The sequence below is a fragment of the Pseudomonas sp. ANT_H12B genome (assembly GCF_008369325.1).
Classification (GTDB): Bacteria; Pseudomonadota; Gammaproteobacteria; order Pseudomonadales; family Pseudomonadaceae; genus Aquipseudomonas.
In genome coordinates, this window is sequence record NZ_VOBI01000001.1 from 81,992 (window position 1) to 98,667 (window position 16,676).

11 protein-coding genes are annotated in these 16,676 nt (G+C 59.4%); 7 read left to right on the forward strand and 4 right to left on the reverse strand.

The window, feature by feature from the left end:
* The first annotated feature begins 34 nt into the window (after positions 1-34).
* The 4 genes from FQ185_RS00400 to FQ185_RS00415 all read left to right on the forward strand — a co-directional run bounded on the left by FQ185_RS00400 (position 35) and on the right by FQ185_RS00415 (position 5,945).
* The gene (locus FQ185_RS00400; RefSeq protein WP_149415710.1) at positions 35-793 is read left to right on the forward strand and encodes a PIG-L deacetylase family protein; all 759 of its coding nucleotides are present in this window, start codon (positions 35-37) and stop codon (positions 791-793) included.
* 100 nt (positions 794-893) lie between these two features.
* Complete coding sequence (locus FQ185_RS00405) at positions 894-1,694, forward strand: endonuclease/exonuclease/phosphatase family protein (RefSeq protein WP_149415711.1); 801 nt, start codon at positions 894-896, stop codon at positions 1,692-1,694.
* A 288-nt stretch (positions 1,695-1,982) separates the two neighbouring features.
* On the forward strand, positions 1,983-4,547 hold the full coding sequence (locus FQ185_RS00410) for an autotransporter outer membrane beta-barrel domain-containing protein (RefSeq protein ID WP_149415712.1): 2,565 nt from the start codon (positions 1,983-1,985) through the stop codon (positions 4,545-4,547).
* Between the two features lie 324 nt (positions 4,548-4,871).
* Entirely contained in the window at positions 4,872-5,945 is a 1,074-nt protein-coding gene (locus FQ185_RS00415) for an autotransporter outer membrane beta-barrel domain-containing protein (RefSeq protein ID WP_149415713.1), read from the forward strand.
* A 79-nt stretch (positions 5,946-6,024) separates the two neighbouring features.
* Here the strand turns inward: FQ185_RS00415 and glgB are convergent, their stop codons facing one another.
* The 3 genes from glgB to FQ185_RS00435 all read right to left on the reverse strand — a co-directional run bounded on the left by glgB (position 6,025) and on the right by FQ185_RS00435 (position 13,750).
* The gene (gene glgB / locus FQ185_RS00420) at positions 6,025-8,256 is read right to left on the reverse strand and encodes a 1,4-alpha-glucan branching protein GlgB (protein ID WP_149415714.1); all 2,232 of its coding nucleotides are present in this window, start codon (positions 8,254-8,256) and stop codon (positions 6,025-6,027) included.
* A gap of 2 nt (positions 8,257-8,258) precedes the next feature.
* Complete coding sequence (treS, locus tag FQ185_RS00425; RefSeq protein WP_149415715.1) at positions 8,259-11,600, reverse strand: maltose alpha-D-glucosyltransferase; 3,342 nt, start codon at positions 11,598-11,600, stop codon at positions 8,259-8,261.
* A 155-nt stretch (positions 11,601-11,755) separates the two neighbouring features.
* Positions 11,756-13,750, reverse strand: a complete 1,995-nt coding sequence (locus FQ185_RS00435) for an alpha-1,4-glucan--maltose-1-phosphate maltosyltransferase (RefSeq protein ID WP_149415716.1) — start codon at positions 13,748-13,750, stop codon at positions 11,756-11,758.
* Between the two features lie 196 nt (positions 13,751-13,946).
* On the opposite strand from FQ185_RS00435, the gene FQ185_RS30110 reads away from it, so the two are divergent.
* Entirely contained in the window at positions 13,947-14,114 is a 168-nt protein-coding gene (locus tag FQ185_RS30110) for a hypothetical protein (protein ID WP_178113478.1), read from the forward strand.
* A gap of 11 nt (positions 14,115-14,125) precedes the next feature.
* On the opposite strand, the gene FQ185_RS00440 is transcribed toward FQ185_RS30110, so the two are convergent.
* On the reverse strand, positions 14,126-14,635 hold the full coding sequence (locus tag FQ185_RS00440; protein WP_149415717.1) for an MgtC/SapB family protein: 510 nt from the start codon (positions 14,633-14,635) through the stop codon (positions 14,126-14,128).
* A gap of 133 nt (positions 14,636-14,768) precedes the next feature.
* On the opposite strand from FQ185_RS00440, the gene FQ185_RS00445 reads away from it, so the two are divergent.
* A complete protein-coding gene (locus tag FQ185_RS00445) occupies positions 14,769-15,002 on the forward strand; it encodes a DUF3203 family protein (protein WP_149415718.1) in 234 nt (77 codons plus the stop codon).
* A gap of 195 nt (positions 15,003-15,197) precedes the next feature.
* Positions 15,198-16,628 (forward strand): cytochrome c oxidase accessory protein CcoG, encoded by a 1,431-nt coding sequence (ccoG, locus tag FQ185_RS00450; protein ID WP_149415719.1) that lies wholly within the window; start codon positions 15,198-15,200, stop codon positions 16,626-16,628.
* The last annotated feature ends 48 nt before the right edge of the window (positions 16,629-16,676 follow it).

A 16,676-nucleotide genomic window follows, 5' to 3' on the forward strand; every position in this document is an offset into this window, starting at 1 on the left:
CACATTGCTATCGACGAAAACAAGGACGTAGCCTATGAAACCTGTATCCATCAGTGAAAGCAGCCAGCCAGCACAGATCTGGAACAGCGCCCCGCAACTGGACAACATCCCCGTCATCAGCACTCAAACCCTGGTTCCCGCCGGCGCACGCGCCGTGGTGATTGCCCCGCATCCCGGCGATGAAGTCGTCACTTGCGGCGGCCTGCTGCAATTGCTCAGTGCTCTGGGGCATCCGCTGCAATTGATCTCGATTACCGACGGCAGTGCCAGCCACCCGGGGTCGCAACAGTGGTCAGAGAAACGCCTGAGTGTGTTCCGTCCCCAGGAAAGCGTCGAAGCCTTGCGTCGGCTCGGGTTGCCGATGCACAGCCTGAAGTGGATTCGCGGCGGCTTCACCGACAACGCCCTGGCCGAGCGGGAACTACAATTGACTCAATTCATCACCCGCTATTTGCGCCCCGGCGATGTGGTGTTCAGCACCTGGTGCGAGGACGGTAACATCGACCACGACACCGTCGGCCGGGCCAGCGCCAGGGCCGCGGCCCTGGTTGGCGCGGCGTTCAACGAAATGCCAGTCTGGGCCTGGCACTGGCCAACCCGCGAAAGGGGGCTGATCCCCTGGCATCGTGCGCGCAAAGTGCGCCTCGACACCTGGACCGTCGCGCGCAAAAGCCACGCCACTCACGCCTACGCCAGTCAGCTCGACGGCGAACCGGCCATCGGCCTCGCCCCGCTACTGCCCCCGGTGCTGTTGGAACGGATGCGGTTGCCTTATGAAATTGTGTTTGTGTAGCAGCTACATTTCACTGAGTGCTCGATACGACGAATCGCTCTGAACTGCCTGCCAGCTCATCAGTCGCATACATAAGCAACCCTGATTCAGAGGAGTGAACGTGACCAGCGATTCCAAGCAGCAGACGGTCGAACCGATCCCCCCGAACACGGATGCGGCGATTCATCGGCTCAGGGTGCTGACGGTTAACACCCACAAGGGGTTTACCGCACTGAACCGACGCTTCATTCTCCCGGAGCTGCGTGAGGCGGTGCGCAGCACCTCGGCGGATCTTGTATTTCTGCAAGAAGTGGTCGGTGAGCACGACCGCCATTCTTCCCGCTACAACAATTGGCCAGCCACCTCGCAATACGAGTTCCTCGCCGACAGCATGTGGAGCGACTTCGCCTATGGCCGCAACGCGGTCTACCCCAATGGTCACCACGGCAATGCGCTGCTGTCGAAATACCCGATCCGCGAATACCGCAACCTCGACGTCTCGATCACCGGCCCCGAACGTCGCGGGCTGCTGCATTGCGTGCTGGACGTACCGGGTCACGCCGAAGTCCATGCGATCTGCGTGCATCTGAGCCTGCTCGAAAGCCATCGTCAGTTGCAGCTCCAGTTACTTTGCCAACTGCTCGAATCCCTGCCCGACGATGCACCGGTGATCATCGCCGGCGACTTCAACGACTGGCAGTTGCAAGGCAACGTCGCCCTCTCCCGCCGTGACTACCTGCACGAAGCCTTCGAGCGCCACCACGGCCGACCTGCGAAAACCTACCCGGCACGGTTTCCGTTGCTGCGTCTGGACCGGATTTACCTGCGCAATGCCAGCAGTCATGACCCGCGCATACTGGGCAACAAGCCCTGGACGCATCTGTCGGATCACTTGCCGTTGGCGGTGGAAGTGCATCTTTGAAACACCCGATAGCTTCGTTGAATACGGTATCCGAGAAGGAAATTCGCGGCCCTACCTGTTATTTCTGACAGTAGCGCCGTTCACAATCTGTTGTTACGTTGCGCATGTCCATACCCATTGCATGTACGGACATACAACCGTAGCAGCCAACGTTGCCGAAGGTTTTCCAGTTCGGGTACTTGTGTTCTACCGATGTCGTCTCGCAATTCGCGCTGCCAAGGACGCCTGACACTTTTTCACTTACGACGAGTGAAGGGATCGGGCGCCGATCGATGCGTGGAGACAAGCATGATATTTTCGACAGAACTGCCCAAGTACCGTTACTCAGCCTGCGCCGTTTCTCTCTGGCTATGGATAGGCTGGTCCCAGACCGCCCAGGCGGCCTGTACGCTCACACCGACCGCCGGCAACGACAACTACGTGTGCGACAGTGCCAGCACTGGCCCGCTGACCGATTTGTCGGGCAACAACACCCTGACCTTTCCTGCCAATGGCACCGGCACCATCAATGGCGACGTCATCTTCGGCGCGGATGTCGACCGGGTGTTCATGGGTTCAGGCACCGTCGCTGGCGTACTCGATCAGGGCGACGGCGCCAACATTCTGCAAATCGACAACGGGCAGATTACCGGCGAAGTCCACCAGCACAGCGGCATCGACACCTTCATCATGAATGGCGGGAGTATTCAGTCCCTGGCGCAGGGCGATGGTTTCGACCAGTTCCTGATGACCGGCGGCACGATTGTCGGCGGCTTTGAAGATGGTGACTTTGCGCAGATGACGGGTGGCACGATCGGTCGCGTCGACATGAAACTCGACGACAACACTTTCGACATGTCCGGCGGGCAGATCCTCGGCAACCTGGTGACCGGTTTCGGCACCGATACCATCATCGTGTCCGCCGGGCGTATTGGCGGCAACGTCAGTGTCAGCGGCGGCAACGACAGCATCACGGTGAAGGGTGGCGAGATCGTCGGCGAGGTCCGCGCCAGCGCCGGCAACGACACGTTGGGGTGGAACGGTGGCGGTATCATCCGCTCGGCCATCCTCATGGGCGTCGGCAACGACAGTGCCACCCTGGAAAATCTCGGCGAAAACACCCTTGCCCTCACCCCGAGCATCGACGGTGGCAACGGCACAGACCTGCTGACCTTCGATCACACCACCTCAGCGGGCGCTGCCCGGTACATCAACTGGGAAACGGTCAACCTGAACAATTCGCAGTTCGATCTGGCCGGCAATTTTGTAGTGGGCGACAGTGCCAGCGGCACCGGTGTGTTCAATATCGATGGCAGCAGCACGCTGACGTCCACCCAGGGCAGCATCACGCCATTCACCGCCGGCCAGCGTGCAACCTTGAACAACGCCGGGCGGATCGACCTCAGCAGCGGTAATACCCGCACCAATGACTCCCTGACCGTGCAAGGCAATTACGCGGGCAATGGCGGCCAGTTGCTGTTGCAGAGCGCGGTGGGAGACGACAACTCCCCCAGCGACAAACTGGTGGTGAACGATGGGACATTGACCGGCAGCACATTGATCACGGTCACCAATCTGGGCGGAACCGGCGGGTTGACGCAGCAGAACGGTATTGAGTTGGTGCAGGCTCAAGGCACCGCTCTCAGCACCCCCGATGCGTTTGCCCTCAAAGGTCCGGTATCTGCCGGTGCCTTCGATTACTACCTGTTCAAGGGTGGCGTTACCGCAGGCAGCGAAAACAGTTGGTATTTGCGCTCTGCCGTTGTGGCCCCCGCGACCGTCACCCTCCCAAACCCGGATCCGGCCTTGCCACCGATTGTCGTCCCGGTCGTCGCAACGCCGGTGGCCGCACTCGCTCCCGCCGGCAGTCCACCGCTACCGGTTTTACCGACAGCCGTACCGGGCGCGTCGCCGATTCCGCTGTACCGCCCCGAGGTCCCGACCTGGTCGGTACTGCCACCCGCTGCCGCGCAACTGACCCTGAATGCACTCGGCACTTTCCATGATCGGCAAGGAGATCAGCGCCTGCTCAACGAAACCGGGGCCTTTGGCGCTGGCTGGGGCCGGGTCTACGGCAAGAACGTCGATCAGACCTGGGCCGGCACCGTAACGCCAAGGCTCGACGGTTCGCTCAGCGGTTTCCAGGTGGGTAACGATGTGTACAGCTCACAGACTTCCAATGGACAGACCCAGCGCAGTGGTTTTTTTGTCGGGCATACGCGTTTGCAGGGCGATGTCGACGGTTTCAACCAAGGCTTTGAAGACAAGCGCGCTGGCAAAGTGGAACTTGAAGGCGACAGTTATGGCTTGTACTGGACGTTTACCGACCCCAAGGGCTGGTACGTCGACACCGTCATCATGGGCACCCGGCTCGACGGTGACAGCCACTCCGAACGCGGCCTCAAACTGGATAACCGAGGCCACGCCTTGACTGTTTCGGCAGAAACCGGCTATCCGATTCAAGTGACGGGTAACTGGGTGGTTGAACCCCAGGCGCAGGTCATCCATCAAAAAGTTTCGCTGGACAGCCAGGACGACGGCATTTCCCACGTCTCATTCGACTCCGACAGTGCCTGGACCGGTCGCCTCGGCGCTCGACTCAAAGGCCGCTACCAAGTCAGCGGACGACCACTGGAACCTTATATACGAGCCAATCTGTGGCACACCCTTTCCGGTACGGACTCGGTGACTTTTGATGGCGCGAACCGGATCGATACCGAGCAAAAATCGTCATCGGCCGACCTCGGTGTCGGCGTTGTGCTTAGCCTCGCGAAAACCGTGAGCGTGTATGGCGGAGTTGACTACACCGGCAATATCGACAGCAATCAGTTGCGCGGAACGGCCGCAAATGTCGGTATCAGGGTGCGTTGGTAGACCGGTAGCCCACTATCAAAAGCGCTCTGGAACGCGGATTCTTTGACGATTTTCCGAACAAACAAGAACTTAGATGGCCGTCGAAAATCAGTGACTTGGAATCGCTAAAATACCCATACCATTTATCGGCCATTTTCTTGACGCAGCCGCATCGGTCTTCTTAGCTACACGTTACTACCCCCGGAAACACCACCCGGGACAAACCTCCAGACACCCGTTAAAACGGGCGGCCAGTGGCTTGCCCCAATTCATTCGGTCGCCCCTCATTCGGGGTAGGAGAGACGCCAGAGCGAGATACCGCATGCGATTGCAAGGTAGACCTCCATGAAAACTTCATTCACCCAACAAGAGATCAAAGTTACTTTTTGCACTGTCTCGAGCTCACTCCTTCTGTGCTCGTCCATGGAAGTACAGGCAGGGCCGGCAGAGAATGAAACCACGCCTTGGTACCGTCAGGATGTTCCCGTCATGACCTTACCAGCCGTCACTATCACCGCCCCCTACCCCGGCCGCTTCAGCGCCGCTTCCGATACACGAAGTTCACGCCTGACCATAGAAGACGCTGCGCCTTCGGCCTGGGATCAGGTCTACGGCACCGCTTCGCGGCAGGCACAAACCGATTATCTGGCCCAGGATTCTTCAATCTTTGGCGCAAGCGCATTCAAAGGCCCGGCGATCCTGACCCTGCAAAGCGGCAGCGGCCATACCCAACGGGTTGGGCTGGTCGGCGGTATGAACCAGATACAGGGCAACAGCAACGGCCTTCTGACCACCCGTGCTCCTGCCGACCCCGGCAACGACACACTCAACCTTCAAGGCCAGAGCCTCGGCGCCTACTGGAGCCTGACGGGGCCTGAAGGCTGGTACGTGGATTTGACGGCCAGCGGCGGCCGGGTCAATGGCTACAGCCGCAATGATAAGGGTGCCAGACAAATCACCGAGGGCAGCGCGGTGACGCTGTCGGTGGAAGGCGGGTTTCCCATTGGCATCAGCGAAAACTGGGTGGTCGAGCCGCAGGCGCAGTTGATCAACCAGCGCATTACCCTGGACACCCCATATGCGGGCTCGGCCAATGCATCGTCCAGCGACCTGACGTCCTGGAGTGGTCGGGTCGGTGCCCGGTTGAAAGGTAGTTACGACATCAACGGCCTGCCGGTCGAACCCTATGTGCGGACCAACTTGTGGCACACGGTGCACACCGGTAATACCGTGACCCTCGATCAGGTCGACAAGATCAGCAGCAGCCGTAATTCATCGACGGTGGATGTAGGTCTGGGGCTGGTGGCCAGAGTGACACCGTTGGTTAGTCTGTATGTCAGCGCCGATTACAGCAGTGACGTGGATGACAATGATTTGAACGGGTTGATTGGCAGCTTGGGTGTGCGGATGCGTTGGTGAGGGTCAGGCAGTAAGAGATCTGTTGTCTGGGCTAACGCCATCGCGGGCAAGCCCGCGATGGGCATGACTCGGTGTTAGATCAACCCTCTGGACGCAGGATCAGCACAGCCAGCGGCGGCAAATTTAGCACCAGAGAAAGCGCCTGCCCATGGCTTGGCTCATCTTCGGTAAACGCCCCGCCACTGTTGCCGTAATTGGAACCGGCATACGTAGCAGCATCGCTGTTGATCACTTCCGTCCAGCGCCCTCCAAAAGGCACGCCGATGCGATAAGCCTCACGCGGCACCGGGGTAAAGTTAGCCACCACCAGCGCTGGCCGACCTTCCTTGCTCCAGCGCAGGAACGCGTAAACGCTGTTGATAGCATCATCGCCGATCAACCACTGGAAGCCTTGCGGAGCATCGTCTTGTTCATGCATCGCCGGCTCTTCCCGGTGCAGGCGATTAAGGTCGCCGACCAGTTTCTGCACGCCTTTGTGCTCGGAGTATTGCAGCAAATACCAATCGAGCTGCTGATCGTGGTTCCACTCGCGCCACTGACCGAATTCGCAGCCCATGAACAACAGCTTCTTGCCCGGATGCGCCCACATGAAACTCAGGTAGGCCCGCAGATTGGCGAATTTCTGCCAGCGGTCGCCTGGCATCTTGTCGATCAGCGAATGCTTGCCGTGAACTACCTCGTCGTGGGAGATCGGCAAGATGAAACGCTCGGACCAGGCATACATCAGGCCGAAACTCAGCTCGTTGTGATGATGGGCGCGGTAGACCGGATCCTGCTGAATGTAATGCAGCGAATCGTGCATCCAGCCCATGTTCCACTTGTAGTTGAACCCCAGCCCCCCCTGTTGCGTGCTCTGGCTCACGCCCGGCCACGCGGTGGATTCCTCGGCGATGATCAGCGCGCCCGGCGCCTCCAGAGCGACCACGTCATTGAGATGACGCAGGAAGTCGATGGCCTCCAGGTTTTCGCGACCGCCGTGACGGTTCGGCACCCATTCGCCGGCCTTGCGCGAGTAATCGCGATAAAGCATCGAAGCGACTGCATCAACCCGCAGACCGTCAACGTGGAAATGTTTGAGCCAGTGCAGCGCCGAGGCCAGCATGTAGCCGTGCACTTCGGTGCGGCCCAGGTTGTAGATCAGCGTGTCCCAGTCCTGGTGAAACCCTTCCTGCGGGTTGCCATATTCATACAGCGCAGTGCCGTCGAACTGGGCCAGGCCGTGGGTATCGGTAGGGAAATGCGCTGGCACCCAATCGAGGATCACGCCGATGTCGGCCTGGTGGCAGGCGTTGACGAAGGCAGCGAAGTCATCCGGCGAACCGTAGCGCGCGCTCGGGGCGAACTGCGACAACAGTTGGTAACCCCATGAGCCGCCGAACGGGTGTTCCATGATCGGCATCAGCTCGATGTGGGTGAAGCCCAGTTCCTTCACATAAGGAATCAGTCGTTCGCCCAATTCGTGCCAAGAGTACTGACGGGCGACCTCGCCCAAATCATCCAGTTCGCACTGCCATGAACCGGCGTGCAATTCGTAGATCGACAGCGGCGAGCTCGGCCGATGACGGTCGCCACGCGATTGCATCCACGCGTGGTCCTGCCAATCGATGTTCAGCGGTGAAGCGACTTTTGACGCGGTATCCGGCGGTAACGAAGTGGCCAGGGCCATTGGGTCGGCCTTGAGCGGCAGAATGCCGTGGCTGCCGAGGATTTCGTATTTGTACGTTTCCCCCGCTTGCATGCGCGGGATGAAAATTTCCCACACGCCGGTAGGATGCCGCAGGCGCATCGGGTGCCGGCGGCCGTCCCAATTGTTGAAGTCTCCCACCACCGAGACCCTTTTGGCGTTCGGTGCCCACACCGCAAACCGTACGCCATCAACACCGTCAACCGTCCTCAGCTGCGCACCGAGGCAAGCGCTGAGATCCCGGTGATTGCCTTCGGCGAACAGGTACAAATCCATCTCGCCGAGCAACGGGCCAAAGCTGTAAGGGTCCTCGGAAACCTGTTCGCCGCCGGCCCACCGGGTTCGCAGCAGATACGGCTGCGACCGGTCGAAGTGCCCGACGAACAAGCCTGGGGTCTGGGTGGCCTCAAGGTTGCCGAGTTCTTCCCCGGAGTCCTTGGCCAGTACCTGCACGCTCAAGGCGTCCGGCAAATAGGCCCGAATGAATTGCCCGCCGGCGCCATCGCCGTGGGGGCCGAGAATTGCAAAGGGGTCATGGTGTTCGGCGCGAACCAGCGCGTCGATGTCCCGCGATCTGGGCAGTAGCGCCTCTTTAGCGTGACCCTGTTCCTTGTTCGAGAAACTCATAACTACTCTCCACCAAGATCGGAAAAGGGTTTAAGCCCACTCAATAGTCCATATAAGCCGTGCAATGGCACAGGCAGCCAAGTGGGGCGATTTTCCGCCTCATACGCCACCTCATAAGCTGCCTTTTCCAGACCGAACAACGCCAATGCGGCGTCCTCGCCTTCCGGATCTTGCCACGCATGAGCAAGACTAGCTGCCGCCAGCCGATAAGCGTCGACAAATGCTTGTTTGGCTTCAATTAAATAGCGTTCGGCGACGCGCTGACGAGCGGCCTGGGCTTGGGCGGTGTTGTCGACGTTGTGCACGTTGATCGTCATCGCGGCGGCGTAGTCGAAGGAACGCAAAACGCCGCTGACGTCTTTGTACGGGCTGTGTTTGCCCCGGCGTTCGTGCAGCGGTCGCGCAGGCTCGCCTTCGAAGTCGATCAGGTACGCATCGCCCTTGATCACCAACACCTGACCCAGGTGCAAGTCGCCGTGCACGCGAATGCGCAAACCGCCAGCGGCTTTTTTGCCCAACTCTTGAACATGGCTGAGGATGGCTTTTTTGTTGTCCAGTAAACGACTGACCAATGCTTTGTCTGCCGGGGTCAGTTCATTTTGATGCTGCTTGAGCAACTTCAGCGCGTGTTCCAGTTGCGCCGCCACATCCTTGGCCGATGCCAGGGCATCCTTTTGCGTGGTGACCTGAGGTGCAAAGTCCGGGTTATTGCTCGGCGCCGCCAGGACCTGATGCATTTCACCCAGACGCTGGCCGAGCATGCCGGCAAAGTCTCGCAACTCAGCGAGGGCGTTGTAGTGCTGTTCCTGCTCGGACATGGCGTCGGCGAGTTCATCGCGCAGCGCCCGTTCGAGGTTGTTCTGCGTCCATTCCCAGGCATCGCCCTGATTGCTCAGGTAGCCCTGGGCAATCATCAGCAGATTGTCTTCACCCGCCGCATCGCGGCGAATCACGGAACCCAGCAGCGGCGAAATGTTGAGGAAACCGGCGTGGGTCAAATACGCGCTCATCTCCAGCTCCGGGTGCACACCAGAAGCGACCTTGCGGATCAGTTTCAGCACCAGGCTGTTGCCAATCACCACCGAACTGTTGGACTGTTCGGCGGACAAGTAACGCACCTCCGATTCGGCTGTCAGGCCCAGTTTCTCCAGTTCGGCGGTCGGCTCGAACCGGATCTCGCCGCCATCCGAATGCAACAGGAGGCTGTTCTGCATGCTCTGCAACACAGTGTGGACAAAGTTCTCAAGGCTGAATGCGTCGGTGATCAAACCGACCTGAGGCCCACGTCGTACCCGAGACAGCGCCAGTTGCTGCGGTAACGCGGCACCGACCTGGTCTTCGGCAATGAAGCCGAACGGCAGTTGGTAACGGTTGGTCTGGCCGCCACTGGTGACTTCGATTTCACTCAACAGCACCGGATGCTGCGCATCACCGAAGCGCACGCCATAGGCCAGGTTGACCTTTTCGATGGCCGCGTCCTTACCGGCAAACCAGCGGCGATTCTGCAGCCAGCTCGGCAGGATGCCCTGCTCCAGCGTGCCGCGGGACGGCGCTTCGAGCAGTTCTTCCATGCGTTTTTTCAATACCAGCGTGGTGAAGTCCGGAAGGCTTTGCGCCGGTTCCACGTGCCAGGTCGGCATTTGATTTTCTGCCGCCAGACCGAACCAGTAGAAACCGTAAGGCGCCAGGGTCAGCAGAAAATTCAACTGACCAATCGGCGGGAAGGCGTTACCGCCGAGCATCTCCACCGGCACCATGCCGACGTAAGCCGACAGGTCCAGCTCTGCGGCTTGCGCGCTGCGCGAAACGTTGGCCACGCACAGAATGATTTCGTGCTTGCCGTCCGCCCCGGTGAACTCGCGGGTGTAGGCCAGAATCCGTCGGTTGCTCGGCGACAGCATTTTCAGCGTGCCACGACCGAAGGCCTTGGACTGCTTACGCACGGCGAGCATGCGCCGGGTCCAGTTCAACAGTGAATGCGGGTCGCCAGCCTGGGTTTCAACGTTAACGGACAAGTAACCGTATTGCGGGTCCATGATCGGTGGCAGCACCAGGCTGGCCGGGTCGGCGCGGGAGAAGCCGCCGTTACGGTCAATCGACCACTGCATGGGCGTGCGCACGCCGTCACGGTCGCCGAGGTAGATGTTGTCGCCCATGCCGATTTCATCGCCGTAATACAGGGTCGGCGTGCCGGGCATCGACAGCAGCAAGCTGTTGAGCAGTTCCACGCGACGACGATCACGTTCCATCAATGGCGCCAAGCGGCGGCGAATCCCCAGGTTGATCCGCGCGCGACGGTCGGCCGCGTAGTAATTCCACAGATAATCGCGCTCCTTGTCGGTGACCATTTCCAGGGTCAGCTCATCGTGGTTGCGCAGGAAAATCGCCCATTGGCAGTTGGCCGGAATTTCCGGGGTCTGGCGCAGGATGTCGGTGATCGGGAAACGGTCTTCCTGGGCCAGCGCCATGTACATGCGCGGCATCAGCGGGAAGTGAAACGCCATGTGGCATTCGTCGCCGTTGAGGCCCTTGGCGTCGGTGTCGCCGAAGTACAGCTGTGTGTCTTCCGGCCACTGATTGGCTTCGGCCAGCAGCATGCGGTCCGGGTAATTGGCGTCGATCTCGGCACGGATCTGCTTGAGGACGTCGTGGGTCTCGGACAGGTTTTCGTTGTTGGTGCCGTCGCGTTCGATCAGGTACGGAATCGCGTCGAGGCGCAGACCATCGATACCCATGTCGAGCCAGTAGCGCATCACTGAGAGCACTGCTTTTATGACTTGCGGGTTGTCGAAGTTCAGGTCTGGCTGGTGGGAATAGAACCGGTGCCAGAAATACTGGCCAGCGACCGGATCCCAGGTCCAGTTGGACTTCTCGGTGTCCAGGAAGATGATGCGGGTGCCGTCGTATTTTTGATCGTCATCGGACCAGACATAGAAGTCCCGTGCCGCCGAGCCCTTCTTGGCCTTGCGTGCACGCTGAAACCAGGCGTGTTGGTCAGACGTGTGGTTGATGACCAGCTCGGTGATCACCCGCAGGCCACGTTTGTGGGCCTCGGAGATAAAGCGCTTGGCGTCGGCCATGGTGCCGTAGTCGGAGTGAACACCCCGGTATTCGGCAATGTCGTAGCCATCGTCACGGCGCGGCGAGGGATAGAACGGCAACAGCCAGATGGTATTGACGCCCAGATCGGCAATGTAATCGAGTTTGGCGATAAGACCAGGAAAGTCACCGATTCCGTCGTTGTTGGAGTCGAAAAAGGATTTAACGTGAACCTGGTAGATCACTGCATCCTTGTACCAGAGCGGATCCTTAATAAAGGTGGCTGCCTTTGGTTTCTTCGCCATTTGAAACTCCTGTTGAAAACTGGAAAGCGCCTGGCCCAGATCATCGTTCCCACGCGCCGCAAAGGAATGCCTCCACGGACGCTCCGCGTTCGGCTCTGGATGGGACGCAGAGCGTCCCGGGCTGCATTCCCACGCAGAGCGTGGGAACGATCGTGTTAAACAGAAATGCGCCAGATCCCGAACGGTTGATTCGCCGGGTCGATCCGCATGAATTGGTACTTGCCGTGCCAGGTCCAGCGGTGGCCACTCATCAAGTCTTCACCCTGGGTGCTGGCGTCGTCGGAGAGGCCCATTTCCCACAGTGGCAATTCGAAATTCGCTTCCTGCACGTTATGTGGATCAACGCTGATGGCCACCAGAATGAAGTTGCTGCCATCCGCGCTGCGCTTGCCGAAATACAGAATGTTGTCGTTCCAGGCGTTGTAGACCTTCAAGCCCAAATGAGTCTGCAGCGCCGGGTTTTGCCGACGGATGCGGTTGAGCTGGGCGATTTCGGCAATGATGTTGCCCGGCGCGTTGAAATCCCTTGGACGAATTTCATACTTCTCGGAATTGAGGTATTCCTCCTTGCCCGGCACCGGCGCTGCTTCACAGAGTTCGAAACCTGAATACATGCCCCACAAACCGGAGCCCATGGTCGCGAGCGCCGCACGGATCAGGAAACCTGCGCGGCCCGATTCATGCAGAAAAGCCGGGTTGATGTCCGGTGTATTAACGAAGAAATTCGGCCGGAAGCATTCGCGCCATGGCGACTCATTCAGCTCCGTGAAGTAGGTCGACAGCTCCACCTTGGTGTTGCGCCAGGTGAAGTAGGTGTAGCTCTGGGAATAACCGACCTTGCCCAGCCGCGCCATCATCGCCGGGGTTGTAAAGGCCTCGGCCAGGAAAATCACCTCGGGATGCAGCGCCCGCACATCAGCAATCAGCCACTGCCAGAACGGCAACGGTTTGGTGTGAGGGTTGTCGACGCGAAAGAGCTTCACGCCCTCCTCGACCCAACCCACCACGATGTCACGCAATTCGACCCAAAGACTGGGGATCGCGTCCGCGGCATAGAAGTCGACGTTGACGATGTCCTGGTATTTCTTCGGCGGGTTTTCCGCGTATTTGATCGTGCCGTCCGGCCGCCAGTTGAACCAGCCCGGATGCTGTTCGAGCCACGGGTGATCCTGGGAACACTGAATGGCGAAGTCGAGGGCGATTTCCAGTCCATGGTTAGCCGCCGCCGCCACGAGCCGCCGGAAATCCTCACGGGTGCCCAGCTGCGAATGAATCGCTTCATGCCCGCCCTCGGCGCTGCCGATGGCATACGGGCTGCCCGGATCGTTCGGCCCGGCCGTCAGAGAATTGTTCGGGCCTTTGCGGTAACTGCGGCCGATCGGGTGGATCGGCGGGAAGTACAGCACGTCGAATCCCATGTCCTGGATCATCGGCAGTCGTGAATGCACATCGTTGAAGGTGCCATGGCGAGCCGGATCGTCAGTGATCGAACGCGGAAACAATTCATACCAACTGGCGAACTGCGCCAGGTCCCGTTCAACATCGAGCGGGTACTCAGGGCTGAGGCTCAGGTATGCACGGAGATCGGCCTCGGCCATCAGGTCGGCGCTACGCTGGTGCATAAACAGCGCGACCTGTTCGGTTTCGAGCAGTCCCGACAGTTCATGATGCAGCGCTGCCAGTTGCTCACTCAGCTGTCCTTCGGCGCGTTCGGCCGCTTGCTGGACCATCGTGCGACCTTCCTGCAATTCCAGGCTGATCGGCACTCTGGCGGCGTGTTTCTTCTCCAGCTCATAACAGAAGCTGGCGCATTGATCGATCCAGGCTTCGATGCAAAACACATAGCGGCCCTGGCGCGTGACCCGGAACTGACCCTGCCAGCCGTTATTGCCCAGCTCGCCCATGACGTCGCTATGCCAGGCTTCGTCGCCCTCGGCGCGCCAGCGGATGCGTACCGCCAGTTTGTCGTGACCGTCGGCAAACACTTTGCTGGTTACCACCACGTCCTGCCCCACCACGGCTTTGACGGCAAACTGCCCGCCATCGAGGGTCGGCATGGTGTTTTCAATCGCGATGCGCGGCAGCAATAAGGCCTGCGACAGCGGCATGTGAGGGTTGTAGTTAAGCTCTGTCGGTTTTTCAGCAGTCATCGAGCATCTCTCCTTTACGCCCCATGGACGCTCTTGTGTCTGGTATTCCTTGAATAAACTCACTTAGGTTCCGAGCGACAGGTGCCGGTAAAAGTTCACGAGGATTTGCCTGTGTCTTCGGGGGAATCAATTCCTTTGCGCGGCGGTCAACTCACTTAAGCACGACTTGCGCCATCTGCCACTGGAGGCTTTGACAATGAGTATTCCGATTCCGGCCGAAACACCCGATCCGAACATCGACAACCCGTCAGTTCCAGAGACCGAGCCTGAACCGGTGCCAGAGCGAGACCCGCCGGGCACCACCCCGCCGCCGCGTGAAGAGCCGCCAGAGACGATGCCGCCGGTGATTGTTACGCCGGAGTAATGATCGTGCTGCTACGGCTTACTGTCCTGATCGTCCTTTTCAAGCATCTTCACAACCCTCGGCATCGCGCTAAGGATGGCCAGCGCCAAAAACGTACTGAACACCGCCGTCGCCTCTCGCCCCATTCCGGCCGAAACGCCAATCGCGGCGGTCATCCACAACCCGGCGGCGGTGGTCAGGCCTTTGACATGACCCTCATCGCCTTCAGTGTTCTTGAGTATCGTCCCGGCACCCAGAAAGCCGATCCCTGCGATCACGCCCTGCACAACCCGGCTCATGGCGTCGGCCTGGGAGCCGGACATCTGCGGCACCAGCACAAACAGCGCCGCACCTAAAGCCACGAGCATGTGCGTGCGCACCCCGGCGGCCTTGCCCTTTTGTTCGCGCTCGAAACCAAGAATCCCGCCCAGCAGCGCGGCCATCAGCAAGCGCACGGTAATGCGCGTGAGTTGCGAGGCGTCGCCAATGTCGGCGAACTCTGCTCGCAGCGTCACCCAAACCTCATGCCACCAGGCGTTCATGGTTGTTGTCCTTGTCAGGTTGTTAGAGGGTGGACCGCGCCGACCATTAATCGGTTGCACAGAACGATGTCCGCCGGGCGCGTCCTAACACTGTAGAACCCGCAGCAAAACCCGCAGAAAAAAGGATATCTCCATGACAGTGCGCATCGAAAACCAGACCTGTTTCTTCACTACCGAAAACGGCGAAGAAATTCGTCTGTGTCCCGACGTCACCATCATCACCGACTCGGAAAAAGCAATGTCGGCGGTGGACGTCAACGGCCAGCGCGTTTACATCACCGAAGCAGAAGCCGACGCATTGACCGTAGCAGGCGCAGTCGACGGTCGTAAGCATTTGAAGGAAACCGACAGTGATTCGGTGATTTGACTGTCCTGGATCAACAACAGCCGCTAGCGCCTGATATAGGCGCCTGTAGCCTGCTGCGCGGAGTGCATCAACTTGTCGCAGGTAGCGGATCAACACCCATCTGATCCGCTTTTTATTGCAATAGCTGAGTCTGTTATGCAAACAGATCGCCGCTCATAGTGCTCACGCCTGATGGAGGCTGATGAGCGAAAGACCATGAGCAATAGAATCCCCGCCCGAATCGTTGAAAGTGCCCCTGTAGTGCAGAGCTATGAGCCTTCGCGTCCAAAGATGAAGGCCAAGTCCAGCGACAACCTGATCCATACCCGCAGCTTCACCGGCCTCTTTAGGACCTTGCGCATGAGCGGCGCGGGGTTTCTGTTTTTGCTGTTCTTCGGCACGGTATGGTTGAACTGGGGCGGCCGCCAGGCGGTGCTTTGGGATCTTTCCGAAAGCAAATTCCACATCTTCGGCGCCACCTTCTGGCCGCAGGATTTCATCCTGCTCTCGGCGCTGTTGATCATTGCCGCGTTTGGCCTGTTTGCGATCACCGTGTTTGCCGGGCGGGTCTGGTGCGGCTACACCTGTCCACAGAGTTCCTGGACGTGGATCTTCATGTGGTGCGAGAAGCTCACCGAGGGCGAACGCAACCAGCGGATCAAGCTGCAAGCCGCACCCTGGGGCCTGAACAAACTCATGCGCCGCTCGGCCAAGCACACGTTGTGGCTGGCCATCAGCCTGCTGACCGGCCTGACCTTCGTCGGTTATTTCACACCGATCCGGCCGCTGGCCGAAGAGCTGCTGACCTTGCAGATGGGTGGGGTCAGCCTGTTCTGGGTGCTGTTTTTCACCGGCGCCACCTACATCAATGCCGGCTGGCTGCGTGAAGCGGTGTGCATGCACATGTGCCCGTATGCACGGTTTCAGAGCGTGATGTTCGACAAAGACACCCTGACCATTTCCTACGACGTGGTCCGCGGCGAAAACCGTGGCCCGCGCAAACGTGACGTGGCACCGGTTGAAGTGGGCCTGGGTGATTGCATCGACTGCCAACTCTGCGTGCAAGTCTGCCCAACCGGCATCGACATCCGCGACGGCTTGCAGATGGAGTGCATCGGTTGCGCCGCGTGCATCGACGCCTGTGATTCGATCATGGACAAAATGGGTTATGCCCGCGGGTTGATCAGCTATACCTCGGAGCACGAGTTGCAGGGCGGCAAGACTCACCTGTTGCGGCCGCGACTGATCGGCTACACCGCGGTGCTGCTGGTGATGATTGGTGCGCTTGCCCTGGCGCTGGTGGAACGGCCGATGGTCTCATTGGACGTGAGCAAGGATCGCGGTCTGTTCCGCGAAAACAGTCAGGGGCAGATCGAAAACATCTATAGCCTGAAGGTCATCAACAAGACTCAGCAACGTCAGGACTATCGTCTGACCCTGGTCGACGGTGACGGCTTCCAGTTGCAAGGCAAGACAGAGTTGAGCCTGGCCCCCGGTGAAATTGTCGATGTGCCGGTGTCGGTGGCGATGACCATCGAACGGCCGAGCAGCAGCTCCCAAAGCATCAGCTTCAAGATTGTCGACAGTGATGAAGCGGACATTTACAGCATGGCGAACAGTCGCTTTGTTGCACCGATGAATCGATGATCCCTTAGACTGCGGTGCTCGCGAATGAAGGCGACTCGGTCTTCCAGA